This is a genomic window from Viridibacillus sp. KH_047, from assembly GCF_057838945.1.
Genome location: NZ_CM174479.1, coordinates 3,191,903 through 3,215,449, shown reverse-complemented (window position 1 = coordinate 3,215,449; position 23,547 = coordinate 3,191,903). Strand labels below are relative to the sequence as shown.

Genomic DNA, 23,547 nt, shown 5'->3' with positions numbered 1-23,547 from the left:
GTATTGGCTTATACTTCGTTTTCGTCCATACAAATGCAACAAAATCAAAGTATAAACACACAACAGCCAGTGTCTTTAAAACAAGGTCAAGTATTTCACGGTACGATTAAACAGCTGTTCCCTGACAACCAAGCAGAGGTGCAGCTAGGTGGCCATCGTTTTATGGCAAAGTTAGAAATGCCAATGCAAGCTGGTAATGCACACTATTTTCAAGTAACAGGAATAGAGCCAGACTTACAACTTAAAGTCGTATCAGGTCCGATCAATCAAACAGGAACATTGACACAACAAATTAATCAATTATTAGATTCTATGCAACTTCCGAAGACATCCGAAATGCAACAAATTGCAGCCTATTTCTTAAAGGAAAACGTACCGATGTCCAAAGAACAGTTAACGCAAGCAGAACAGTTGGTAAAACAATTACCTGCTGGTGTTACGATGAAGGATGCCTTACATGCTTTGCAAAAAATAATTGACTTGAAAATGCCAATGAAACAAGACACGTTCCAAGCACTTATTCAAGGTGGGATGAAACAAGGTTTTACACAAACAATTGATGCTTTACGACAACTATTACAACAGGATACTACCTTATCACCAGCTATTCGCGACCAATTATTACAACAATTGCAATTGCTAGCTAAACCGTTTGAAACGGAAACAGGTGGTGCGATTTTAGCGAAAATTATTCAATCTCTAACAGATGCAAATATATCATCTGCTGATAAAAATATCCTAATACAAATGCTAAAAGAGGTAGGTATCTTACCGAAAAACGCGAATATTTTTAATTGGTCGGCAACTGCTTTGCGAGGGCCATCTGTACCGTATTCCAACTCAATTGGACATTTATTACAACAAATTCAAACGGCAACACCAAAGGAAGCTACACAACTTCTCTCTCAATTACAAACGGCTATTACGAGTAACGCCAATTTGACAGATTCTCAAAGAGCAGAGCTACAGCAGAATTTGATGAAATTCAATGCTGCTCAATCGTCACAGCAGGCGTTGTCAACGTTTGTGAGGGATCTGCAGGGTCAGTTAGGGAGAATGAGTCAAATGAGCATTTCAGCACCTTCTACGTCGCAATTACTGCAAAGTATTCAGTCTGTTAATCAAAAAGATATGCCAGACTTTATCACCCAGCTAAAGGTATCTATTGAATCTCAAAGTTTATTATCAGCATCACAGAAAGAAATCCTTATTAATACCCTTGGGAAATTTTCACTTTCAAACAATACACCTCAATCTATACAAGTTTTGATCAAGGAGTTACAAGGTCAGTTAATGCAAGCATTTAGCCAAATAGCAGAACAACAGCCTTTCAAAGTCGATGAACAAAATATAACAGCTAAACAACATCTAATGACTTTAATGAATGTGGCAAATACAACGACTGATGACATGACACTTAGAGGATTGACACAAATCACTAGTAAGTCTGCGGAACCTTTCATTCAGCAACTAGTATCGCAAGCTGAGCAGAATGTGCATAATGCAATTGATAGCAAAGCTTTAGAATCTGCCATGAAACAAACTTTGCAACACCTAGGATTAAGCTATGAAGCAAAATTACTAGATAAAACAGCAGATATGCAGCAACTTGCTGGGCAATTGAAACCACAGTTATTGTCATTGTTACAAGATCCAACTGCCTCAAATGCTACAAAAGCAGTGGCTGAGCAAATCGTTGCTCGTATGAATGGCATGCAATACTTATCAGGAGAAAATGGGCCTCAACATCAACTGATCATGCAAATGCCATTGGAGTTTTTTGGGAGGAAAACAGATGCTACTTTGCAGTGGAATGGTCGTATGAAGGACAATGGTAAAATTGATGCGGATTATGCGAGGATATTATTTTATTTGCAATTGAATTCACTCCAAGAAACGGTAGTTGATATGCAGGTTCAGAATCGCGTCGTCACAGTAACTGTTTACAATGAGAATCATCAGTTAAAAGAGTTAGCAGAGCCACTTAAAACAGCATTAAAAAAAGGATTATCGTCCCATGATTATCAATTATCAGGTGTCTTTATGAAAAAATTCGTAGAAAATCAACCAGTGAAAACAACGCTAACAGCAAAAACTTCCAAGGATGATAACGGGGGAGTTGATATCCGAATATGACAGTAGCAAAACAACATGAACGGAAAGAAGCTGTTGCCCTTTCCTTTAATCCGGGTGGATTTGAAGCTCCGAAAGTGGTAGCCAAAGGAAAAGGGAAAATAGCGGGAAATATTTTAGAACAAGCAAGAGATAACGATATTCCTATTCAAGAAGACCCAACTCTTGTCCAATTATTAGGCCAGCTTGACTTAAATGAGTCGATTCCTGAAGAGCTTTACCAAGCTGTTGCTGAAGTATTTGCATTTATTTACCGTTTAGATAAAGGTTATGAAAATTCAAAATAATAGGTAAAAAAAGTCGAGATTAGTCACGGTCAAAACATTGATATATGTATATTTCGAGCGAATTTGCGGATAACTAAAGGTGAAAGTCGAAATAACAAGAATGTAGACATAGTGAATCAGATTATATACAATGGTTATGTAATAGTAAAACTCTATGGGATTTTGATGGGAGGAAGTTAGATGAATATCCATGAGTACCAAGGAAAGGAAATTCTAAGACAGTACGGGGTATCAGTTCCAAATGGCCGAGTAGCGTTTTCACCAGAGGAAGCTGTAAAAGTAGCAAAAGAATTAAGTACAAGTGTAGTCGTTGTTAAGGCTCAAATCCATGCAGGTGGACGTGGTAAAGCAGGTGGCGTTAAAATTGCCAAAAATTTGGACGAGGTACGTTCGTATTCGAAAGAATTATTAGGGAAAATCCTGGTCACTCACCAAACTGGTCCAGAAGGTAAAGAAGTCAAACGCCTCTACATAGAAGAAGGCTCTGATATTAAAAAAGAGTACTATCTGGGTTTTGTAGTAGATCGTGCAACTTCTAGAATTACTTTGATGGGGTCTGAAGAAGGCGGGATGGACATTGAAGAGGTTGCTGAAGCAACTCCTGAGAAAATTTTCAAGGAAATAGTTGATCCAGCTATCGGACTAACAGGTTTCCAAGCGCGTCGTCTTGCGTTTAATATGAATATTCCAGACAAATTAATAAATAAAGCTGCAACACTTATGCTTGGGATTTATAAAGCATTTACTGAAAAAGATGCTTCTATTTTAGAAATCAACCCGCTTGTTGTGACAGGGGATGGTAACGTAGTGGCGTTAGATGCAAAATTCAACTTTGATGGAAACGCTTTATATCGTCATAAAGATGTTGTTGAATTACGAGATTTCGAAGAAGAAGATCCAAAGGAAATTGAAGCTTCAAAATATGATTTAAGCTATATTTCATTAGACGGTAGCATTGGTTGTATGGTCAATGGTGCTGGACTTGCTATGGCTACAATGGACACAATTAGTTATTATGGCGGATCACCCGCAAACTTCCTGGACGTTGGGGGCGGTGCAACTGCTGAAAAAGTAACTGAAGCCTTCAAAATTATCCTTTCTGATGCAAATGTAAAAGGTATATTCGTTAACATTTTCGGAGGTATCATGAAATGTGATATTATCGCAGAAGGTGTTATTGCAGCGGCTAAAGAGGTTGGCTTAAATGTACCATTAGTTGTTCGCTTAGAAGGTACGAATGTTGAACTTGGTAAAGCGTTGTTAAATGAATCAGGTATTAATATCGTTACAGCGGATTCAATGGCTGATGGTGCAAGAAAAATTGTAGAACTTGTAGGCTAAGAAGGGCGGGGACTTGAAATGAGCGTTTATATTAATAAAGAAACTAAAGTACTTGTACAAGGGATTACAGGGTCAACGGCTCTATTCCATACAAAGCAAATGCTAGAATATGGTACAAAAATTGTAGCAGGAGTTACGCCGGGTAAAGGTGGTACAACTGTAGAAGGCGTACCTGTTTTTAACACGGTGGTTGACGCTGTTAAAGCAACAGGCTGTAATGTTTCTGTCATTTACGTACCAGCACCATTTGCAGCAGACGCGATATTAGAAGCTGTAGATGCTGATTTAGATTTAGTTATTTGTATTACTGAGCATATCCCGGTATTAGATATGGTTAAAGTGAAACGTTATATGGAAGGTAAGAAAACGCGTCTAATTGGCCCGAACTGTCCAGGTGTTATTACTGCAGATGAATGTAAAATCGGTATTATGCCAGGTTATATCCATAAAAAAGGCCATGTAGGAGTTGTATCTCGCTCTGGTACATTAACTTATGAAGCAGTTCACCAACTTTCTCAAGAAGGTATTGGTCAAACAACTGCTGTTGGGATTGGTGGCGACCCAGTTAACGGTACTAACTTCATTGATGTTTTAAAAGAATTCAACGAAGATCCTGAAACTTATGGTGTCGTTATGATTGGTGAGATTGGCGGTACTGCAGAAGAAGAAGCAGCTGAGTGGGTCAAAGCGAATATGACAAAACCAGTTGTAGGCTTCATTGGTGGACAAACTGCACCTCCAGGGAAACGTATGGGCCATGCTGGTGCCATTATTTCAGGTGGTAAAGGCACAGCTGCTGACAAAATTAAAGCAATGAATGCCGCTGGTATCCAAGTAGCAGAAACACCATCTGTTATCGGTGAAACATTTATTAAAGTTATTAAAGAACATGGTTTATACGAAAAATGTAAAACCCATTAATATAGAAGGTGTAGCAAAGTCTTAATAGACAATGCTACACCTTTTAAGTAGTTATATGAATGGAGGGCAATGATGAATGAAGCACAATTGACGCAGAGACTCTTAGCATTGCATTATGTATTTCCTGTACCACTAAATAGGTTAGCACCTTTGTTTAAAGAGGATATAGAACTTGCAGGATTTGAACAAATATCCTCACAAAAAATTGCACAATTATTAAATCTCTCCTATGAAAAAGCTACTAGATTAAAAGCTGCTTATATAGAAGCAATGGAAACTCCCTTACTCCTAGCTTATGAGCAAAAATTGATTACCCCAATCCCGTTCTTTCATCCCTTATTCCCTAAAGAGTTATTCGAATTATATGATCCTCCTGTATGTCTTTATGTAAAAGGAAAAGTAGATTTACTAGTAAATAAACGTAAGATTGCTATAGTTGGTTCTAGAAAGGCGACAACCTATACAGAAAATGCATTACAGTATATTATACCGGCATTGGTTGAACACGATTATATCATCATCAGCGGCCTAGCGAAGGGAGCTGATCGAATGGCGCATGAAAGTGCAATTGCAAACGGAGGTAAAACAATCGCAATTCTTGGACATGGATTATTTCATCTATATCCGAAAGAAAATACAAAATTAGCCGAAATAATTAGCAAAGATCATTTATTAATGACAGAATATCCGCCATATATCGAGCCTAAACGATGGTATTTTCCAATGCGGAATCGTATTATTAGCGGTATGTCAAAGGCTATACTAGTAACTGAAGCGGCTGAAAAAAGTGGTACATCCAGTACAATGGAACACGCCTTAGAGCACGGGAAAGAAATTTTCGTTGTACCTGGAGATATCACATCAAAACTGTCATTAGGACCTCATAAATTGCTCGCAGAAGGTGCTACACCAGTCTGGAATGGTTATCAAATAATAGCAGAATTAGAAAGATATTTTATTTGATGTTGAAATATAACTTGCAAAAGTTTCTTTTCTGTTATACATTTTGCAACAGGTATTCTTTTGTAAACGCTGAGAAAAAAAGTTATAGTTGAATGGTAAGGTTTTTAACAATATTTTCATGCTTATTCAATTTTAACAAGTGAAACTAAAGAAAATGAAACATCACCTCTATAAGGGGGAACTCACATGTCGGATTATTTAGTAATAGTAGAATCGCCCGCAAAAGCAAAAACAATCGAGCGATATTTAGGGAAAAAATATAAAGTAAAAGCATCAATAGGTCACGTACGTGATTTACCTAGAAGTACAATGGGGATTGATACGGAAAATAATTTTGAACCAAGATACATTACCATTCGTGGTAAAGGTCCTGTTTTACAAGATTTAAAATCCGCAGCTAAAAAAGCCAAGAAAATCTATCTTGCGGCCGATCCAGATCGCGAAGGAGAAGCTATTGCTTGGCATTTAGCAACTGCTCTTAACATTGATATAAAATCGGACTGTCGTGTATTATTTAACGAAATCACGAAGGATGCTATTAAAGAGTCATTCAAGCATCCACGTCCTATTGATATGGATTTAGTTGATGCTCAACAAGCACGTCGTATTCTAGACCGTCTTGTAGGGTATAACATTAGTCCACTTCTATGGAAGAAAGTCAAAAAAGGTTTATCTGCTGGTCGAGTGCAATCAGTTGCATTACGTATGATTATCGACCGTGAAAACGAAATTAAAAACTTCCAGCCTGAAGAATATTGGACAATCGAAGCTAACTTTGAAAAAGGTAATAAGCAATTTGATGCTATTTATTATGGAAATAGTAAAGAGAAGATCAAATTATCCAATGAAGCACAAGTAAAAGATGTCTTGAAGCTAATGAAGGGGGAAGACTTTGAAGTTGCAAAAGTAGTGAAACGTGAGCGTAAGCGTAATGCAGCTCCCTCTTTTACAACATCATCCCTACAACAAGAAGCCGCTCGTAAATTAAACTTCCGCGCGAAAAAGACAATGATGCTTGCTCAGCAATTATACGAAGGTATAGATGTTGGTAAAGAAGGTACGGTTGGTTTAATTACGTATATGCGTACCGATTCAACACGGATATCTGAAACGGCGAAAAAAGAAGCATATGAATATGTACAATCAACATACGGTAACGAATATACAACGCCTCTTGATCAACAAGCAAAAAAATCTGAAAAAGCGCAAGACGCACATGAAGCAATTCGCCCAACAAGCACATTGCGTACGCCTGATCAGTTAAAAGCTGTTTTATCTAGAGATCAACTCCGTCTTTATCGTCTAATCTGGGAACGCTTTATAGCGAGCCAAATGGCATCAGCTGTATTAGATACAGTAACAGCAGACTTACAAAATGGTGATGTATTCTTTAGAGCTACAGGTTCTCAAGTGAAATTCCCTGGTTTCATGAAGCTTTATATTGAAGGTTCAGATGACCAAAAGGAAGAAAAGGATAAGCTATTACCACCAATGGAAAAAGGCGATATTGTAAAATCCTTGAATATTGAACCAAAACAACATTTCACACAGCCGCCACCTCGCTTCTCAGAGGCACGACTCGTTAAAACGATGGAAGAAATAGGAATAGGTCGACCGTCAACTTACGCTCCAACATTGGATACAATTCAAAAGCGTGGTTATGTCACATTAGACAATAAACGCTTTGTACCTACAGAATTAGGTGAAATTGTTCACTCATTAGTTTTAGAATTTTTCCCTGATATTATTAATATCGAGTTCACTGCCAAAATGGAACACGATTTAGATAGTATTGAAGAAGGTAATACAAAATGGGTGAGTATCATCGATGAGTTCTACCAAGATTTTGAAAAACATGTACAACACGCAGAAGTGGCTATGGAAAAAGTTGAAATTAAAGATGAACCTGCCGGTGAAGATTGTGAACACTGTGGTTCACCAATGGTTTTCAAACTAGGTCGCTATGGTAAATTCATGGCATGTAGCAATTTCCCTGATTGCCGTAATACTAAAGCTATTGTCAAAGCAATTGGCGTAACATGCCCAACATGTAAAGAAGGCGAAATAGTAGAACGTAAGAGTAAAACAAAACGCATTTTCTATGGTTGTAATCGTTATCCTGACTGTGATTTCGTATCATGGGATAAACCGATTAATAGACCTTGTCCAAAATGTAGTGAATTATTAGTTGAGAAGAAATTGAAAAAAGGCGTACAAATTCAATGTACGAAATGTGACTACAAAGAAACAGCATCACAATGATGAGTATAAGAAAGAGGTAATATTAGTATGACAACAATCGTAAATGTAATCGGTGCAGGTTTAGCAGGTAGTGAAGCAGCTTGGCAGATCGCGAAAAGAGGCATTCAAGTTCGCTTATATGAGATGCGTCCAGTTAAACAAACGCCTGCTCACCACACAGATAAATTTGCAGAATTAGTATGTAGTAACTCACTACGTGCCAATAACTTAACAAATGCTGTTGGCGTTATTAAAGAAGAAATGCGTATGTTAGATTCGGTTATTATAGAAGCAGCAGATCGCAGTTCAGTTCCTGCAGGTGGAGCGCTAGCAGTGGATCGCCACGAATTCGCTGGCTATGTAACTGAAAAAGTGAAAAACCATCCGCTTATTGAAGTAATTAATGAGGAAGTAACTGAAATTCCTGAAGAAGGTATAACAGTTATTGCTACAGGTCCATTAACTTCAAAAGCATTAGCAGAACAAATTCAAGGTTTAACAGGTGAAGAATATCTTTATTTCTATGATGCAGCTGCACCAATTATCGAAAAAGACAGCATTGATATGGATAAAGTATATTTAAAATCTCGTTATGATAAAGGTGAAGCGGCATATTTAAATTGTCCAATGACTGAAGAGGAATTTAACCGTTTCCAAGAAGCTTTAATTAACGCTGAAGTTGCACCATTAAAAGAGTTTGAAAAAGAAAAGTACTTTGAAGGCTGTATGCCAATCGAAGTAATGGCTGCTCGTGGTCCGAAAACTATGCTATTTGGTCCTATGAAACCAGTAGGCTTAGAAGATCCTAGAACAGGTAAACGTCCACATGCAGTTGTACAACTTCGCCAAGATGACGCTGCAGGAACGCTTTATAACTTAGTAGGTTTCCAAACACATTTAAAATGGGGAGCACAAAAAGAAGTATTTAGTATGATCCCTGGTTTGGAAAATGTGGAAATCGTTCGTTATGGTGTTATGCATCGAAATACATTTATCAACTCACCTAAAGCATTAGCACCAACTTATCAACTGAAAAGTCGTCCAAACATTTTCTTTGCTGGTCAAATGACAGGTGTAGAGGGCTATGTTGAATCAGCAGGTAGTGGTCTAATAGCAGGTATTAACGCTGCACATCTTGCAATGGAGAAAGATTTATTAATCTTCCCAGCAGAAACGGCATTAGGAAGTATGGCGCGTTATATAACAGAAGCCGATTCAAAACACTTCCAACCCATGAATGTGAACTTTGGTTTATTCCCTAAACTAGGCGAAAAAATTAAATCGAAGCAAGAACGCGGTGAAAAACACGCAGAGCGTGCATTGGCTGCTATTCAAAATTTTAAAAATACTACAAATATCTAATTGTTTTAAGCCTTTAAAATTGTTACAATTTTAAAGGCTTTTTTGTTTATAAATGAAGATAATTTCGCATAATTGAAAAGAAGAGACAAATAGTGGTAATTTGACAGTAAGAATAATACATTTAAGTGTAACAAAGTTATCCAAAAGACGTGAATAAACTTTTCTAGAAAAACTTTATTTTGACTTATGAACTGAAGTGTCGAACAATTCACATGAGTGTGTTATACTCATATGTGCCTTAAACAACTAGGATTAACATTAGCTCTAGATTAGTAATCGTTTTTGATTTATAAAAATGCTTAGAGTTAGATGGTTAAATTTGGAACTTTTATTGACGAGGTGTTCAAATGAACATACGATCTGAACAAGCACTTGAGCAATTTGTTATTTATATTCAATTAGAAAAAAATTTTTCACCATTAACAGTGCGAGAATATCAATCTGATTTACATGAATTTTTATCTTTCTTAAAAGTAGAAGGTGTAGTAGATTTAGCTGATGTTGAATATATACACGCCAGACTTTACGTAACAAAATTGTACGAAGAAAAAAAAGCAAGAACAACTATCTCAAGGAAGATTTCCTCAATCCGTTCTTTTTTTCGTTTTTTGAATAAAGAATACGGATTGGATGATGCAGGCTTTCAAGCCCTTTATCATCCGAAAAAAGAAGATAGATTACCGCGCTTTTTTTATGAAGAAGAGCTTGCCAGATTGTTTCAAGCAAACGAAGGGGAAGATCCGAAGTCATTACGAGATACAGCCATTCTTGAATTGTTGTATGCCACAGGTATTCGGGTTAGTGAATTGACATCTATTGAAATGAAAGATGTTGATTTTTCAATATGCATTTTACGTGTGATGGGAAAAGGGAGAAAAGAACGTTATGTACCATTTGGACATTTTGCTTCTGAGGCATTGCAACAATACCTAGCAAATTCACGTCCTAAACTTATGAAAGGCCTTCAAAACCCTCAACTATTTGTCAATATGCGAGGTGGAGCCCTTACCGCAAGAGGTATTCGTTATATATTAAATGATATGATGAAAAATGCAGAATTACATTCTAATATTTATCCTCATATGTTAAGACACACCTTTGCCACGCATTTATTAAACAACGGAGCAGATTTACGTACCGTGCAAGAGTTGCTCGGACACGCAAATTTATCTTCTACGCAAGTTTATACGCATGTGACAAAAGAACATCTAAGAAACACATATATGAATGCTCATCCAAGAGCGTAACAATTGGGAGGAGGGTTATTATGGTTGAAATGCATGCAACCACAATTTTTGCAGTACAACATAAAGGGCAGAGCGCGATGGCAGGTGACGGACAGGTGACACTTGGTAATGCAGTCGTAATGAAACACACAGCTAAGAAAGTGCGTCGTCTCTATAACGGTAAAGTATTAGCGGGGTTTGCCGGATCTGTTGCCGACGCGTTTACATTGTTTGAAATGTTTGAAGGGAAACTTATGGAGTTTGATGGCAACCTTCAACGTGCTTCAGTCGAAGTAGCTAAGCAGTGGCGCGGAGATAAAATGTTGCAAAAATTAGAAGCAATGTTACTTGTAATGAATAGTGAAACACTACTACTTGTTTCTGGTTCTGGTGAAGTCATTGAACCTGATGACGGCATCTTAGCAATTGGCTCGGGAGGTAACTATGCGTTATCAGCTGGTCGAGCGTTGAAGCAATACTCTGGTGAAACATTATCTGCAGAGGAAATTGCAAAAGCATCGCTTGAAATTGCGGCAGATATTTGTGTATTTACGAACCATAATATTATCGTGGAGGCACTGTAACTATGACACAACAACAAACGCCTAGACAAATGACCGAGTATTTAGATCGTTATATCGTTGGACAACGTGATGCTAAGCGCGCGGTAGCTGTTGCGCTTCGTAATCGTCATCGTCGTCAACTTTTAGATGAAGAGATGAAAAATGAAGTCATCCCAAAAAACATCTTAATGATTGGACCAACTGGAGTTGGTAAAACGGAGATTGCCAGACGTATTGCACGTTTAGCAAAAGCGCCTTTCATAAAAATAGAAGCGACAAAATTTACTGAAGTGGGTTATGTAGGTCGTGATGTGGAATCGATGGTACGTGACTTAGTAGAAGTAGCTAACCGACTCGTGAAAGAAGAAAAACAAGAAGAAGTAAAGGACCAAGCTGAGAGATTAGCTAATGAACAAATTGTGAAATTACTTGTACCAAGTATGCGTAAAAAGCAATCAACTTCAAATCCTTTCGAAATGTTTTTCGGACAAAATTCCGAGAAAGAAGAAGAAACAACTACAGATGATACAGAAGTACGTTTAAAACGTTCACAAATTGCAGAAGATTTAAAAGCAGGTAAGCTTGAAGATGAATGGATATCTGTAGAAGTGACGGAGCAAGCACCATCTATGTTTGGTGGGTTTCCTGGAGCGGGCATGGATATGGGTGGTAGTAACATGGGGGATATGTTATCAAGCTTAATGCCAAAGCAAAAGAAAAAACGCCGTCTACAAGTAAAAGATGCTAGACGTATACTTATAATAGAAGAAGCTAATAATTTAATTGATTCTGATGAAGTTTCTCAAGAAGCAATTACGCGTGCTGAGCAAACGGGCATCATCTTTATCGATGAAATTGACAAAATTGCCAACAAGAATGGTAATTCTGGTTCTGCTAATGTATCAAGAGAAGGCGTTCAACGTGATATTTTACCAATTGTTGAAGGTTCTACTGTTAATACGAAGTATGGTCCTGTCAAAACAGATTATATGCTATTCATTGCTGCGGGTGCATTCCATATGTCTAAGCCATCAGATTTAATCCCGGAGCTACAAGGGCGCTTCCCAATTCGAGTTGAATTAGAAAAGCTTACAAAGGAAGACTTTGTTCGTATTTTAAAAGAGCCAGACCATTCATTAATTCTTCAGTATAAGGCATTACTAAATACTGAAGGTGTTGAAATTGAGTTTACAGAAGAAGCGATTGATCGTATTGCTGAAATTGCTACATTTGTAAACCAAGATACAGATAATATCGGAGCACGCCGCCTGCATACAATTTTGGAACGTCTTTTAGAAGAGTTGTCATTTGAAGCTGCAGATATCGCACCAGCTCACATCGATATTACACCGTCATACGTAGATCAAAAACTTGGAGAAATTGCGAAGAACAAAGATTTGTCTCAATTTATTTTATAGTTTATAATCATAGCTATTGTATGAAAATTTAAAAATTTGTGAAAATTAAATAAACTACGCAGAAAATATTACAGGAGGCTATATAAAAATGAATTTATTAGCTAAAACACGAAAAATTAACTCAATGCTTCAAGCATCTGCTGGGAAACCAGTTAACTTTAAAGAAATGGCTGACACATTAGGAACAGTCATCGAAAGTAACGTATATATCGTAAGCCGTAAAGGTAAATTACTAGGTATTTCAATTACTCAACAAATTGAAAACGAACGCCTTAACAAAATGTTTGAAGAGCGCCGTTTCCCTGAAGAATATACTCAAAATTTATATGACTTCTCTGAAACTGTTGCAAACCTTGATGTACATGATGAACATAGTGCATTCCCTGTTGAAAACAAAGAGCTTTTCAAATCGGGTCTAACTACAATTGTGCCGATTATTGGTGGTGGCGAACGTCTAGGAACTTTGATTTTAGCTCGTCTAGCTGGTACTTTTGAAGATGACGAATTAATCCTTGCTGAATACGGTGCAACTGTAGTAGGTATGGAGATTCTTCGTGAAAAAGCTGAAGAAATCGAAGAGGAAGCTCGTAGCAAAGCAGTAGTACAAATGGCAATCAACTCATTATCATACAGTGAATTAGAAGCTATTGAGCATATCTTCGAAGAACTAGATGGTAGCGAAGGATTACTAGTCGCTTCTAAAATTGCTGACCGAGTAGGTATTACACGTTCAGTAATCGTTAACGCTTTACGTAAACTAGAATCAGCTGGTGTAATTGAATCACGCTCTCTAGGTATGAAAGGTACGTATATTAAAGTATTAAACAATAAATTCCTAAATGCATTAGCTGAAATCAAAATGCGCTAATAATTTCGACCTAACTATCCCAAAGTCTTTAGAAGACTTTGGGATAGTTTTTTTATACATATATATCCATAATTGTACCTAGTAAATTATGGATATATACTTGAGGAATCTTTAAAAGACAACGAAAAATCAGAAATATTGCCGAATAAAATAGCTAATTCACAAAATAAGCTGAATATTATAAAAAAACATAATTCTTTAGTAAGGGAGGAATATATATAATATGGTTACTATTTTACTGTTAAAAAAGGATGGAAAGTAATGAAAAGGTAGTTATTTTTAGATTTAATTAGTAAAGAACTATGATTATATATGAAGTCTGTTATAGTAATATCATGTTGAATTATTTGAATATTGTACAAAATATATCAAGTGAATACGAATCTATTTGCTGTTATTAGGATAAATTAACTTTCTAATAATATTGATCAGATAAGAAATACCTATAAACTCATAACGGCACAAGTAGTGGATAACGCGAAGTATTAACTTTATTAACACTATTGTTATAGTGAATATTACCTTAACCTCTTATAGGATAAGGGGTTTAGAAGTTTTGAAAGAAAAGGGGAGTATTGTGATAAAAATGGGTTTTTGTACCCATCAAAAAGAACCTAATACGGATAGACACTAGGATGCATCTTTAATACAATTAGATAGTGAAAATAAAAAAGAAATTTGGTAGTTTATATCGAATTGGGGTGAAATATTTGGATTTATTTAGTGGAACGATAAGTAATTTGGAAAGTGGCCTCACTTATGCTACGGTGAAGAATAAAACAATCGCTCAAAATATAGCGAATAATGACACACCAAACTATAAGGCGAAAGACGTAAGTTTTAAAAAGATGTTAACTGAGGCACAAAATACATATATTCAAGCGAACAGAACAGATCAAAAACATTTTGATTTTACTAGTAAGAAATCGACACCAGGTGTTTATAGTTATTCTAATCTACGCTACCGAGAAAATGGTAATGGTGTAGATATGGATAAAGAACAGGCGAGTTTGGCTGAAAACACAATTTTCTACAATGCCTTGATTGACCGTATTAACGGTAAATTAAATACATTACAAACTGTTATTAAAGGGGGTAACTAATTTTGTCTATCTTCCATAGTATGAATACGACTGGATCGGCTCTTACTGCTCAGCGTTTAAGAATGGACGTCATTTCGTCTAATATGGCAAATGTCGATACTACACGAGCGACAATGGAAAATGGCGAGTGGGTTCCGTATCGTCGTAAAACAGTAACATTAACTTCGAAAGAAGGACAATTTTCAAATTATTTAAATACGGCAATGGGTTCAACAAGTAAACAAGGAGTTGGCAATGGTGTCAAAGTAACAGGGATTAATAATGATACTGAAACACCATTCAAGCTTATTTATGATCCAACACATCCAGATGCTAATGATGAAGGTTATGTGCAAACTTCAAATGTTGATCCTTTGAAAGAAATGGTAAACCTAATATCGGCTACACGATCATACGAAGCGAACGTAACGGTATTTAATGCAAATAAATCGATGCTAACAAAAGCTCTAGAAATAGGGAAATAATTTCTACAAAGGAGGATGGAGTAATTGCCAGTATCACAAATATCTGTAACGCAGCCAGTTCAACCAAATATGACACAAAGAGTTGCTGAAACGATACATACAGAATCAAAGGAAAATTTTGGGGCGATGTTTAAAGATGCTATCCAATCTGTAAACGATAGTCAAGTTGCTTCTGATAAAATGACAACAAAGTTGATAAACGGAGATAATGTTGAACTTCATGACGTTATGATTACTGCTCAAAAAGCGAGTGTAACATTGAATACAGCATTACAAGTACGTAACAAAGTAGTAGAGGCGTATCAAGAAATTATGCGAATGACAGTTTAATTCGAACGGTTAGTGCGGATTTAACCACGTATTAGAACATTCACTAAAACCGGAGGCTTAAAATGAATGAAAGACTGACAAAAATCAAAACCGACTCCACGAGGTTTTGGGGAAGTCGTACGAAAGCACAAAAAGGTACGTTAATAGGTTCCCTTCTTGGAATTATTATTTTCGCAGCGGTTATTACATACTTTGCAACTCGAGTTACGTATGCGCCACTTTATTCAGATTTATCGACTGCTGAAGTAGGGAAAATAAAAGAAACCCTTGATGCTCAAGGGGCAAAATATAAGATTGCACCAGGTGGAACATCTATTTTAGTCCCAGAAAATCAGGTCGATCCACTATTAGTACAATTAGCATCAGAAGGTTTTCCGCAATCTGGTAAAATAGATTACTCATTTTTCTCTCAAAACGCAGGATTTGGTATGACTGATAATGAATTTAGCGTTCTGAAATTAGCTTCAATACAAACAGAATTAGCTAATTTAATTAAAGGGATTAAAGGTGTAAAAGACGCGAAGGTAATGATTACTTTACCTGAAGAGGGTGTATTTGTTAGTGATACAAAGCAACCAGCTAGTGCATCGATAGTTTTGAATACGGAACCAGGTTATCAATTTACTGAAACGCAAATTCAAACACTTTATAATCTGGCATCTAAAAGTGTTCCGAACCTAACACCCGAAAATATCGTAATTACTAATCAATACTTTGAATATTACGATTTACAGTCCAATAATACCGCAATAGCGGGAGCTAGCGGAGCGGATGTCAATCAACAATTGACACTTAAAAAGCAAATTGAACGTGATTTGCAACGCCAAGTGCAAACAATGCTAGGTACTTTAATGGGAGCAGATAAAGTAGCTGTTGTAGTGACTACTGATATTGATTTTACCCAGGAACAACGTGAAGAAAATTTAGTTGAACCAGTAGATAAAGAGAATATGACTGGTATCCAAATCAGTGCCCAGCGTATTAGTGAAACATTTACTGGTACTGGAGCTCCGGCTTCAGGTAAACCTGAAGCTGAAAATGCTACTGATAATTTTACAAACTATCAATCAGGGTCAACAGGAGATGGAGATTACGAGAAAACTGAAGAGACGATTAACAATGAAGTGAATCGTATTAAACGTCAGATCGTAGAAAGTCCTTATCGAATTCGTGACTTAGGTATTCAAGTAATGGTAGAACCACCAACTGCTGACGACGCAACTACATTACCAACGAATGTACAACAGGATATTCAAAATATGCTTGCTTCGATCGTCCGCACTTCAATTGATAAAAACGAAGCTGGACAATTAACAAATGCTCAAATCAATGAAAAAATAAATGTTACTGTTCAACAATTGAATGGTAAAACTCAATTAGCTTCAACAGAGACAAGTAAAATTCCATGGTGGGTATATGTAATTGGCGGTATTTTAGTAGTTGCTATTATTTTACTAGCATTCTTTATCTTACGTTCTAGAAAACAAAATGCGACAGAAGAAAATATGATTCTAGAAGATCAAAAAGAAATAGTTGAAGTAGAAGATATTTCTACAGAAAAAGAAACAGAATCAACCGTACGACGTAAACAGCTTGAGAAGATGGCAAAAGACAAGCCAGATGATTTCGCGAAATTATTACGTACATGGATAACTGAAGATTAATGGGGGGAAAAGCTGTGTCAAGGAAAGAAAAAGGTTTATCTGGTAAACAAAAGGCAGCACTCCTGTTAATATCACTAGGACCAGAAGTGTCCGCTGCGGTATATAAACACTTAAGTGAAGAGGAAATAGAACGTTTAACGTTAGAAATTTCAGGAGTTAAAAAAGTTGAACCAGAGATAAAAGAAGAAATTATCGAAGAGTTCCATAATATTGCACTCGCACAAGACTATATTTCTCAAGGTGGAATTGGTTATGCGAAAACTGTATTAGAGAAAGCTCTTGGATCGGATCAGGCGCAAACAATTATCAATCGATTAACATCTTCTCTACAAGTAAGACCTTTTGATTTTGCGAGACGCACAGATCCTGCTCAAATTTTCAACTTTATACAAAATGAACATCCGCAAACAATTGCGCTAATACTTTCATATTTAGAGCCACAGCAAGCGGGTATTATACTTTCATCTTTACCTCAAGAGGTACAAGCTGATATAGCGAAACGTATCGCAATGATGGATTCAACATCGCCAGAAGTTATTAGTGAAATTGAATCAGTATTAGAACGCAAATTATCATCAACAGTGACGCAAGATTACACCGAAACTGGTGGCGTTGACGCAGTTGTGGAAGTCCTTAATGGTGTTGATAGACAAACAGAAAAAACTATTTTGGATGCACTTGAAATTCAAGATCCAGAACTTGCAGAAGAAATCAAGAAACGTATGTTTGTTTTCGAAGATATCGTTACACTGGATAACCGCTCAATTCAACGTGTTATACGTGATTGTGAAAATGAAGATTTACTCCTTTCAATGAAGATTTCGAGCGAAGAAGTAAAAGAAATCATTTTCAAAAATATGTCCCAACGTATGGCTGAGACATTTAGAGAAGAGATGGAAGTAATGGGACCTGTTCGCCTGAGAGATGTTGAAGATGCACAAATGAGAATCGTTGCAGTAACACGACGCCTAGAGGACGCAGGTGAAATCATTATCGCTCGTGGTGGAGGAGATGACGTCATTGTCTAGAATCATTCGATTCGATGATACTCTATCATCCAAAGAGAAAATTAGAACGATTGAAATACGCGAGTTTAGATTGCCTGAGGATCAGCAAGAAGTCGTTGAGGATTATTCCTTAGAAGAAGCTTTAGCCGAAAGAGAGCGTATTATTGCTGAAGCACAATCTGAGATTACTATTCAACAACAACAATTCTTAGCTCAATGCGAAGAACAACAGCAGGTACTTGATTTTGCTAAAGAGCAATGGGAACAAGATAAGCTAATTCTTCAACAAAAAGCTTACGATGAAGCTTTTCAGCAAGGCTTAGAAGAAGGACGTTTAAAAGCTGAAGACAATATGTCAGAAGCAGTTCATATAGCTAATGAAACTACTATCAGTTCACAAGAAAATGCTCAACAATATCTAGAAAGTCAAGAAAGAGTCATTTTAGAACTGGCCATGAATGCAGCAACTCGCATTTTAGGTACAGCCCTAGAAGAAAATGAAGAGCTGTTTTTAAATGTGGTCCGTCGAGGTTTAAAAGAGGCAAGAGAGATGAAAGAAATTAAACTGTATGTGTCACTTTCTTATCATAAGCTCGTTTCAAGTCATCGAGACGAATTAGCTGCCATTTTCCCAGTGGATGTACCATTCATGATATTCGTAAATGAAGAATTAAATGATACGGATGGCTATATCGAAACAAATCACGGAAGAATAGTCGTGAGTATCGATGAACAGCTTAATGAATTACGATTAAAACTAATAGAAATATTAGAAAGCGTGGATCAGAAATGATGAAAGCGTCGCAGTTGATTGTGCATATTCCGTCGGTACAAACATTTAAAAAGTATGGTCGTATAACTCGTGTAGTTGGTCTAATGATTGAGTCTCAAGGTCCTGAAAGCTCTGTTGGTGATGTTTGTAAAATTCATGTGCAATCTTCAAAAAATGGACATACAGAGATTTTAGCTGAAGTTGTCGGTTTTAAAGATGAAATCGTTGTACTCATGCCGTTTACATCAATTAGAGAGATTTCGATAGGCTGTTTAGTTGAGGGAACAGGGTCACCTTTAGAAGTAAAAGTTGGGCCTGAACTTATTGGTAAAGTATTGGACTCAATGGGATTGCCTATTGATGGACACAACTTACCAAAGGGCCTTGCTACTGTGCAGACAGATGAGGACCCACCGAATCCTTTAACTAGACCACCTATAAATGAAACCCTTGAAGTGGGTGTAAAAGCAATTGATGGCATGTTAACGGTCGGTAATGGTCAACGTGTTGGTATATTCGCCGGTTCAGGTGTTGGTAAAAGTACCCTTCTAGGAATGATAGCGAGAAATACAGAAGCAGATTTAAATGTTATCGCACTTATTGGAGAACGTGGTCGTGAGGTTCGTGAATTCATCGAACGCGATCTGGGCCCTGAAGGCTTGAAGCGCTCAATAGTTGTCGCTGCTACATCTGATCAACCTGCTCTGATGCGTATTAAAGGGGCGTTTACAGCTACAGCGATTGCAGAATACTTCAGAAATAGAGGACTAAATGTCATGCTCATGATGGATTCTGTCACTCGTGTTGCTATGGCTCAACGAGAAATTGGTTTGGCGGTTGGTGAACCACCAGCTACGAGAGGTTATACACCTTCTGTATTCTCTATTTTGCCAAAGTTATTAGAACGAACAGGTACAAATGAACATGGATCTATAACAGCTTTCTATACGGTTTTAGTAGACGGGGATGACATGAATGAACCAATCGCAGATACTGTTCGAGGTATTTTAGATGGACACATCGTACTAGATCGAACACTGGCGAATAAAGGACAATACCCAGCTATTAACGTTTTAAAAAGTGTCAGCCGTTTGATGAATCATATCGTTTCTAAAGAACATGTACAAGCTGCAGAATGGTTGCGAGAACTTTATTATACGTATAACAAATCAGAAGACTTGATAAATATAGGTGCCTATAAGCGAGGAACTTCCAAGGAAATTGATCAAGCCATTCATTATGAGCCTCTAATTACAGCGTTTTTGAAACAAGGTTATTTAGATAATGTTAGTATGCAGCAGAGTGTGAATGAATTGATCAGTTTATCGAATGGTGGTGGGCTGTAAATGAGCGCATATACATATCGCTTTGAAAAAGTAATGACAGTGAGAGAGCAAGAAAAAAATGAAACAGAAATTGCTTTCAAAGAATCAGTCAGAGTTTTTGAAGAAGTAGCTACCAAACTTTATAATCTGCTAAAGAAAAAAGAAGACCTAATCGGTTTTCAACAACAACGAATGTCTACTGGTTCTAGTATCGATGAAATTCATCATTATTCAAGATTTATTGATAGTCTTGAAAAGACAATAGTAGATGTGCAACAAAAGGTTATTCAAGCTCGCTCTAAAATGGAGTGGCATGAACAGAAACTGCTAGAAAAGTCGTTGGAATTTCGGAAGTATGAAAAGATGAAAGAAAAAGATCTTGAAACTTTTAAAGAAGAACAAGAAAGACTTGAAGCAATTCGACTAGATGAACTATCATCAGTCGCATATTACAACAAAGAAATCAGGTGATGGCATGGCGAAAAAAAATTTGGAGCATTCAAAAGCTTCGGAAATAAAAGCACCTAGTACGCTTCAAAGGCTTTTTTATTGGGTGATTATACCATTACTATTTACAACTGCTGTTCTCCTGATAGTTGCACATTTATTAAACGTAAATGTTTTTGAAAAAGCAAAAGAATGGACAAGTGGTACAGCCCAAAGCACTAACGAAAAAGTGTTAAATGAAAAAGATGCAAAAGAAAATGCCAAACAAATGGTAGAGCTAAAAGCACAAATTCAAGAAAAAGAAGCCCAAATTGCGCAATTACAAGGTCAAATAGAAGACTCGAAAAATGAAAAATCTAAACTTGTTATTGAACAAGATCGACTAATAGCTGAAATCGATAAGCTAGAAAAGGGCAAAGTAGAAACACAAAAAGAATTTAGTAGTATAGTTTCAACCTTTGAAAAAATGACACCAAAAGCAGCAGCTCCTGTCGTCATAAATATGAGTGATTCGGAAGCAGTTAAAATACTAGCTAGCTTAAAACCTGAAACGTTGGCGAAAGTATTAGAGAAGATGCCAGCAAAAGATGCTGCCCGATATACGGCATTGTTAGCAAAATAAAAATTCCATTAGTCGGAAGGAGGTGAAATCATGAATATAGATTCAATAAAAATAGATGCAACCAAAGCGAGAAGTCAATCAAAAAAATCAACCAGCTCGTCTAACAATGGATTTTCGGAATACTTGTCATCCTCTAATAAGAATAAACCGCAAACTTCAGCTACAACAAATAGTAAGCAAAGTAACATAGATAAGGTGAATAATCAGTCGAATAGATTATCTATAGATCTATCAAGAGGTCTAGAAGGTTTACTTGGACAAGTGCTAAATAGCAGTGCTAGTGGAGATCATGAACAGTCAATCACTATGGAAGATATGTCAAACATACTTGGTGTAACTTCTCTAACAGATTTAAGTAAATTGCTGAACAGTTCAATTGATGAAGCTACTCTAAGTAATGAAAGTATTTCACTAGATAAATTAGGTGAGTTATTAGGGGTAAACGTTGAAGATTTACAAGCTGCGATTCAAAAGTTAACAGGTGATGATACACAGGCAAAAGATGTTTGGGAGTTACTTGCTGGTATTGATCAAAATGCTTTTGCATTTATGCAGAATTTGATGTCTTCTATAAGTGGTGAAAAGGGTGCAACAGTTTCTCAAACTCAGGCTTCAGATGTTCTGGAATTTTTAAAATTAGTTGAGCTTGCAGCACCTAAAACAGATTTAGTCTTAAATCAAGAATTACAAGTATTTCAAGTGAAAGAATGGATGTCTACTTTATCAACAAGAGTAGAACAGCTCTTAAATCAAGCATCAAGCAGTCAAGTAAAATCTAAAGATGTACAACCATTAATGATTAATTTAACTGATGCCAGTGCCAATGAAAGTGTTACATCAACTCTTACAGAAACAAAAGGTACAGCTAACACAACTGTGACATTAACATTACCAACAAACAAGGCTTCCCAGGCTGAAACGTTTGTCAAAGAGTTCCAAGCAATTATGAATCGTAGTCAAACATCAAATGCACAAGGAATGACGAAGCTTTTAATCAAACTGTACCCTGAAAATTTAGGGACGATTCGCGTAGAACTAGTACAAAAAGATGGGGTTATGACAGCTAGATTGCTAGCCTCTACAGCACTTGGTAAAGAAATGCTAGACAGTCAGTTGAATTCATTAAAACAAGGTTTAGTCAACCAAAATATACAACTTGACCGTATTGATGTTACACAAGCCTTAAGTGATGCAAATCGCCAAGAAAAAGGACAACATCAATTCAACCAATCGTTTAAGCAACAAGCACATGACCAAGACGATAAAAACAATGGCGAGCCAGATGAAGAACTAACATTTAGCGATTATTTAATGGAAATGGAGGTGTAGGTTTATGGCAGATACAACGAAAATTCCAGATACAAAGAGTATATTAGATGATTACAACATTGCCAAAAAACCATCTAACAAAAAACAAACAGGTAACTCTTCTTTAGGTAAAGATGCATTCTTGCAATTGCTAATTACACAATTACAAAACCAAGATCCAACAAACCCAATGGATGATAAAGAATTTATCGCACAAATGGCTCAATTCTCATCTCTTGAACAAATGACGAATATGACAACAGCGGTAGAAAACCTAACTCAATTACAACAACAATCACAGTTAATTGAATTCAATTCATTTATCGGCAAAGATGTGAAATGGCATGAATTAACAGATAAATTAGGCGAAGATGGAAAACCGATTGTTAATGAAGGTACAGGAACTGTAGTCCGAGTTAAATACAGCGGAGATGGCGTAATTTTTGTTTTAGCAGACGGTAAAGAATTAACACCATCAAATATTTCAGAAGTGATTAATGGAAGTACGAGTGGTAACGGGGGATCCCTAGTAGAAGCGAGTATGTTAATCGGAAAAAATATTACATACAAAGTGACTGAGGATAAAGACGATAATGAAGAATCTGAAGAACCGCCAAAAGAAGCGACCGTCCAATCTGTTTCCAAAAAAGATGGACAAATCAAATATATACTTAGTAACGGTGATGAAGTAACAGCTGATCAAATCGTGTCCATTGCTCAAGGGAAATAAGATATATGGTGGATAAAATAAGATTTCAGCAACATATACAACAACTTCAACCAACTTTACGGCAACAGTCAATTGCAAGACCGAGTGTTCCTACAAGTAAACAATCCTTTAGTCAAGAGTTAGAAAAGGCAACTAGTAGCCAACAGTTAAAGATAAGTAAACACGCTTCAGTTCGACTTAACGAACGAAATATTCATATTGATGATAAACAATGGCAAAGAATTACTGAAAAAGTATTCGAAGCACGCTCAAAAGGTGTGAATGATTCGCTTGTTTTAACTGATCAGGCAGCGCTTATAGTTAGTGCGAAAAACGCCACAGTAATAACAGCAATGGATCGTAATGAAGCAAAAGATCAATTATTCACCAATATCGACGGCACAATTGTGCTGACATAAGGCAGGACCTCTTATGGGTGCCTTAGTACTGCCAAATGACAGAAGCAGTACACT

At 36.7% G+C, this 23,547-nt stretch carries 23 protein-coding genes; all 23 read left to right on the top strand.

The window, feature by feature from the left end:
* Nucleotides 1-3: 3 nt before the first annotated feature.
* On the top strand, nucleotides 4-2,136 hold the full coding sequence (locus AC3IS5_RS15870; RefSeq protein ID WP_489425271.1) for a hypothetical protein: 2,133 nt from the start codon (nucleotides 4-6) through the stop codon (nucleotides 2,134-2,136).
* The gene (locus AC3IS5_RS15865; protein ID WP_489425270.1) at nucleotides 2,133-2,420 is read left to right on the top strand and encodes an EscU/YscU/HrcU family type III secretion system export apparatus switch protein; all 288 of its coding nucleotides are present in this window, start codon (nucleotides 2,133-2,135) and stop codon (nucleotides 2,418-2,420) included. Before AC3IS5_RS15870 ends, AC3IS5_RS15865 begins: the two co-directional genes overlap by 4 nt.
* A gap of 180 nt (nucleotides 2,421-2,600) precedes the next feature.
* Entirely contained in the window at nucleotides 2,601-3,761 is a 1,161-nt protein-coding gene (sucC, locus tag AC3IS5_RS15860) for an ADP-forming succinate--CoA ligase subunit beta (RefSeq protein ID WP_489425269.1), read from the top strand.
* Between the two features lie 18 nt (nucleotides 3,762-3,779).
* Entirely contained in the window at nucleotides 3,780-4,682 is a 903-nt protein-coding gene (sucD, locus tag AC3IS5_RS15855; protein ID WP_489425268.1) for a succinate--CoA ligase subunit alpha, read from the top strand.
* A gap of 72 nt (nucleotides 4,683-4,754) precedes the next feature.
* Nucleotides 4,755-5,645, top strand: a complete 891-nt coding sequence (dprA, locus tag AC3IS5_RS15850; protein ID WP_489425267.1) for a DNA-processing protein DprA — start codon at nucleotides 4,755-4,757, stop codon at nucleotides 5,643-5,645.
* Nucleotides 5,646-5,831: 186 nt separating this feature from the next.
* Nucleotides 5,832-7,907: a type I DNA topoisomerase gene (topA, locus tag AC3IS5_RS15845; protein ID WP_489425266.1), complete on the top strand. Its 2,076-nt coding sequence runs from the start codon at nucleotides 5,832-5,834 to the stop codon at nucleotides 7,905-7,907.
* A gap of 27 nt (nucleotides 7,908-7,934) precedes the next feature.
* Entirely contained in the window at nucleotides 7,935-9,248 is a 1,314-nt protein-coding gene (trmFO, locus tag AC3IS5_RS15840; protein WP_489425265.1) for an FADH(2)-oxidizing methylenetetrahydrofolate--tRNA-(uracil(54)-C(5))-methyltransferase TrmFO, read from the top strand.
* A gap of 347 nt (nucleotides 9,249-9,595) precedes the next feature.
* A complete protein-coding gene (gene xerC, locus AC3IS5_RS15835; protein WP_038184063.1) occupies nucleotides 9,596-10,495 on the top strand; it encodes a tyrosine recombinase XerC in 900 nt (299 codons plus the stop codon).
* A 20-nt stretch (nucleotides 10,496-10,515) separates the two neighbouring features.
* A complete protein-coding gene (hslV, locus tag AC3IS5_RS15830) occupies nucleotides 10,516-11,058 on the top strand; it encodes an ATP-dependent protease subunit HslV (RefSeq protein ID WP_038184066.1) in 543 nt (180 codons plus the stop codon).
* Nucleotides 11,059-11,060: 2 nt separating this feature from the next.
* Nucleotides 11,061-12,455: an ATP-dependent protease ATPase subunit HslU gene (gene hslU, locus AC3IS5_RS15825; RefSeq protein ID WP_489425264.1), complete on the top strand. Its 1,395-nt coding sequence runs from the start codon at nucleotides 11,061-11,063 to the stop codon at nucleotides 12,453-12,455.
* A gap of 88 nt (nucleotides 12,456-12,543) precedes the next feature.
* Complete coding sequence (gene codY / locus AC3IS5_RS15820) at nucleotides 12,544-13,323, top strand: GTP-sensing pleiotropic transcriptional regulator CodY (RefSeq protein ID WP_489425263.1); 780 nt, start codon at nucleotides 12,544-12,546, stop codon at nucleotides 13,321-13,323.
* A gap of 710 nt (nucleotides 13,324-14,033) precedes the next feature.
* Nucleotides 14,034-14,426 (top strand): flagellar basal body rod protein FlgB, encoded by a 393-nt coding sequence (flgB, locus tag AC3IS5_RS15815; RefSeq protein WP_489425262.1) that lies wholly within the window; start codon nucleotides 14,034-14,036, stop codon nucleotides 14,424-14,426.
* Between the two features lie 2 nt (nucleotides 14,427-14,428).
* The gene (flgC, locus tag AC3IS5_RS15810; protein ID WP_038184088.1) at nucleotides 14,429-14,890 is read left to right on the top strand and encodes a flagellar basal body rod protein FlgC; all 462 of its coding nucleotides are present in this window, start codon (nucleotides 14,429-14,431) and stop codon (nucleotides 14,888-14,890) included.
* 24 nt (nucleotides 14,891-14,914) lie between these two features.
* The gene (gene fliE / locus AC3IS5_RS15805; RefSeq protein ID WP_489425261.1) at nucleotides 14,915-15,220 is read left to right on the top strand and encodes a flagellar hook-basal body complex protein FliE; all 306 of its coding nucleotides are present in this window, start codon (nucleotides 14,915-14,917) and stop codon (nucleotides 15,218-15,220) included.
* Nucleotides 15,221-15,282: 62 nt separating this feature from the next.
* Nucleotides 15,283-16,884: a flagellar basal-body MS-ring/collar protein FliF gene (gene fliF, locus AC3IS5_RS15800; protein ID WP_489425260.1), complete on the top strand. Its 1,602-nt coding sequence runs from the start codon at nucleotides 15,283-15,285 to the stop codon at nucleotides 16,882-16,884.
* 14 nt (nucleotides 16,885-16,898) lie between these two features.
* On the top strand, nucleotides 16,899-17,912 hold the full coding sequence (fliG, locus tag AC3IS5_RS15795) for a flagellar motor switch protein FliG (RefSeq protein WP_489425259.1): 1,014 nt from the start codon (nucleotides 16,899-16,901) through the stop codon (nucleotides 17,910-17,912).
* A complete protein-coding gene (locus AC3IS5_RS15790) occupies nucleotides 17,896-18,684 on the top strand; it encodes a FliH/SctL family protein (protein WP_489425258.1) in 789 nt (262 codons plus the stop codon). Before fliG ends, AC3IS5_RS15790 begins: the two co-directional genes overlap by 17 nt.
* On the top strand, nucleotides 18,684-20,009 hold the full coding sequence (gene fliI, locus AC3IS5_RS15785; protein WP_489427918.1) for a flagellar protein export ATPase FliI: 1,326 nt from the start codon (nucleotides 18,684-18,686) through the stop codon (nucleotides 20,007-20,009). Before AC3IS5_RS15790 ends, fliI begins: the two co-directional genes overlap by 1 nt.
* The gene (gene fliJ / locus AC3IS5_RS15780) at nucleotides 20,010-20,459 is read left to right on the top strand and encodes a flagellar export protein FliJ (protein WP_489425257.1); all 450 of its coding nucleotides are present in this window, start codon (nucleotides 20,010-20,012) and stop codon (nucleotides 20,457-20,459) included.
* Entirely contained in the window at nucleotides 20,416-21,057 is a 642-nt protein-coding gene (locus tag AC3IS5_RS15775; protein WP_489425256.1) for a MotE family protein, read from the top strand. The genes fliJ and AC3IS5_RS15775 overlap by 44 nt, the downstream gene beginning before the upstream one ends.
* 30 nt (nucleotides 21,058-21,087) lie before the next feature.
* On the top strand, nucleotides 21,088-22,386 hold the full coding sequence (locus tag AC3IS5_RS15770) for a flagellar hook-length control protein FliK (RefSeq protein WP_489425255.1): 1,299 nt from the start codon (nucleotides 21,088-21,090) through the stop codon (nucleotides 22,384-22,386).
* A gap of 4 nt (nucleotides 22,387-22,390) precedes the next feature.
* Complete coding sequence (gene flgD, locus AC3IS5_RS15765) at nucleotides 22,391-23,095, top strand: flagellar hook assembly protein FlgD (protein WP_489425254.1); 705 nt, start codon at nucleotides 22,391-22,393, stop codon at nucleotides 23,093-23,095.
* An 8-nt stretch (nucleotides 23,096-23,103) separates the two neighbouring features.
* Nucleotides 23,104-23,493: a TIGR02530 family flagellar biosynthesis protein gene (locus AC3IS5_RS15760; protein ID WP_489427917.1), complete on the top strand. Its 390-nt coding sequence runs from the start codon at nucleotides 23,104-23,106 to the stop codon at nucleotides 23,491-23,493.
* The last annotated feature ends 54 nt before the right edge of the window (nucleotides 23,494-23,547 follow it).

Bases quoted from the DNA above. Each gene is read 5' to 3' on its own strand.
- AC3IS5_RS15865 (WP_489425270.1), top strand. From the start codon at position 2,133: ATGACAGTAGCAAAACAACATGAACGGAAAGAAGCTGTTGCCCTTTCC.
- sucC (WP_489425269.1), top strand. From the start codon at position 2,601: ATGAATATCCATGAGTACCAAGGAAAGGAAATTCTAAGACAGTACGGG.
- sucD (WP_489425268.1), top strand. From the start codon at position 3,780: ATGAGCGTTTATATTAATAAAGAAACTAAAGTACTTGTACAAGGGATT.
- dprA (WP_489425267.1), top strand. From the start codon at position 4,755: ATGAATGAAGCACAATTGACGCAGAGACTCTTAGCATTGCATTATGTA.
- topA (WP_489425266.1), top strand. From the start codon at position 5,832: ATGTCGGATTATTTAGTAATAGTAGAATCGCCCGCAAAAGCAAAAACA.
- trmFO (WP_489425265.1), top strand. From the start codon at position 7,935: ATGACAACAATCGTAAATGTAATCGGTGCAGGTTTAGCAGGTAGTGAA.
- xerC (WP_038184063.1), top strand. From the start codon at position 9,596: ATGAACATACGATCTGAACAAGCACTTGAGCAATTTGTTATTTATATT.
- hslV (WP_038184066.1), top strand. From the start codon at position 10,516: ATGGTTGAAATGCATGCAACCACAATTTTTGCAGTACAACATAAAGGG.
- hslU (WP_489425264.1), top strand. From the start codon at position 11,061: ATGACACAACAACAAACGCCTAGACAAATGACCGAGTATTTAGATCGT.
- codY (WP_489425263.1), top strand. From the start codon at position 12,544: ATGAATTTATTAGCTAAAACACGAAAAATTAACTCAATGCTTCAAGCA.
- fliF (WP_489425260.1), top strand. From the start codon at position 15,283: ATGAATGAAAGACTGACAAAAATCAAAACCGACTCCACGAGGTTTTGG.
- AC3IS5_RS15790 (WP_489425258.1), top strand. From the start codon at position 17,896: ATGACGTCATTGTCTAGAATCATTCGATTCGATGATACTCTATCATCC.
- fliI (WP_489427918.1), top strand. From the start codon at position 18,684: ATGAAAGCGTCGCAGTTGATTGTGCATATTCCGTCGGTACAAACATTT.
- fliJ (WP_489425257.1), top strand. From the start codon at position 20,010: ATGAGCGCATATACATATCGCTTTGAAAAAGTAATGACAGTGAGAGAG.
- AC3IS5_RS15775 (WP_489425256.1), top strand. From the start codon at position 20,416: ATGAACTATCATCAGTCGCATATTACAACAAAGAAATCAGGTGATGGC.
- AC3IS5_RS15770 (WP_489425255.1), top strand. From the start codon at position 21,088: ATGAATATAGATTCAATAAAAATAGATGCAACCAAAGCGAGAAGTCAA.
- flgD (WP_489425254.1), top strand. From the start codon at position 22,391: ATGGCAGATACAACGAAAATTCCAGATACAAAGAGTATATTAGATGAT.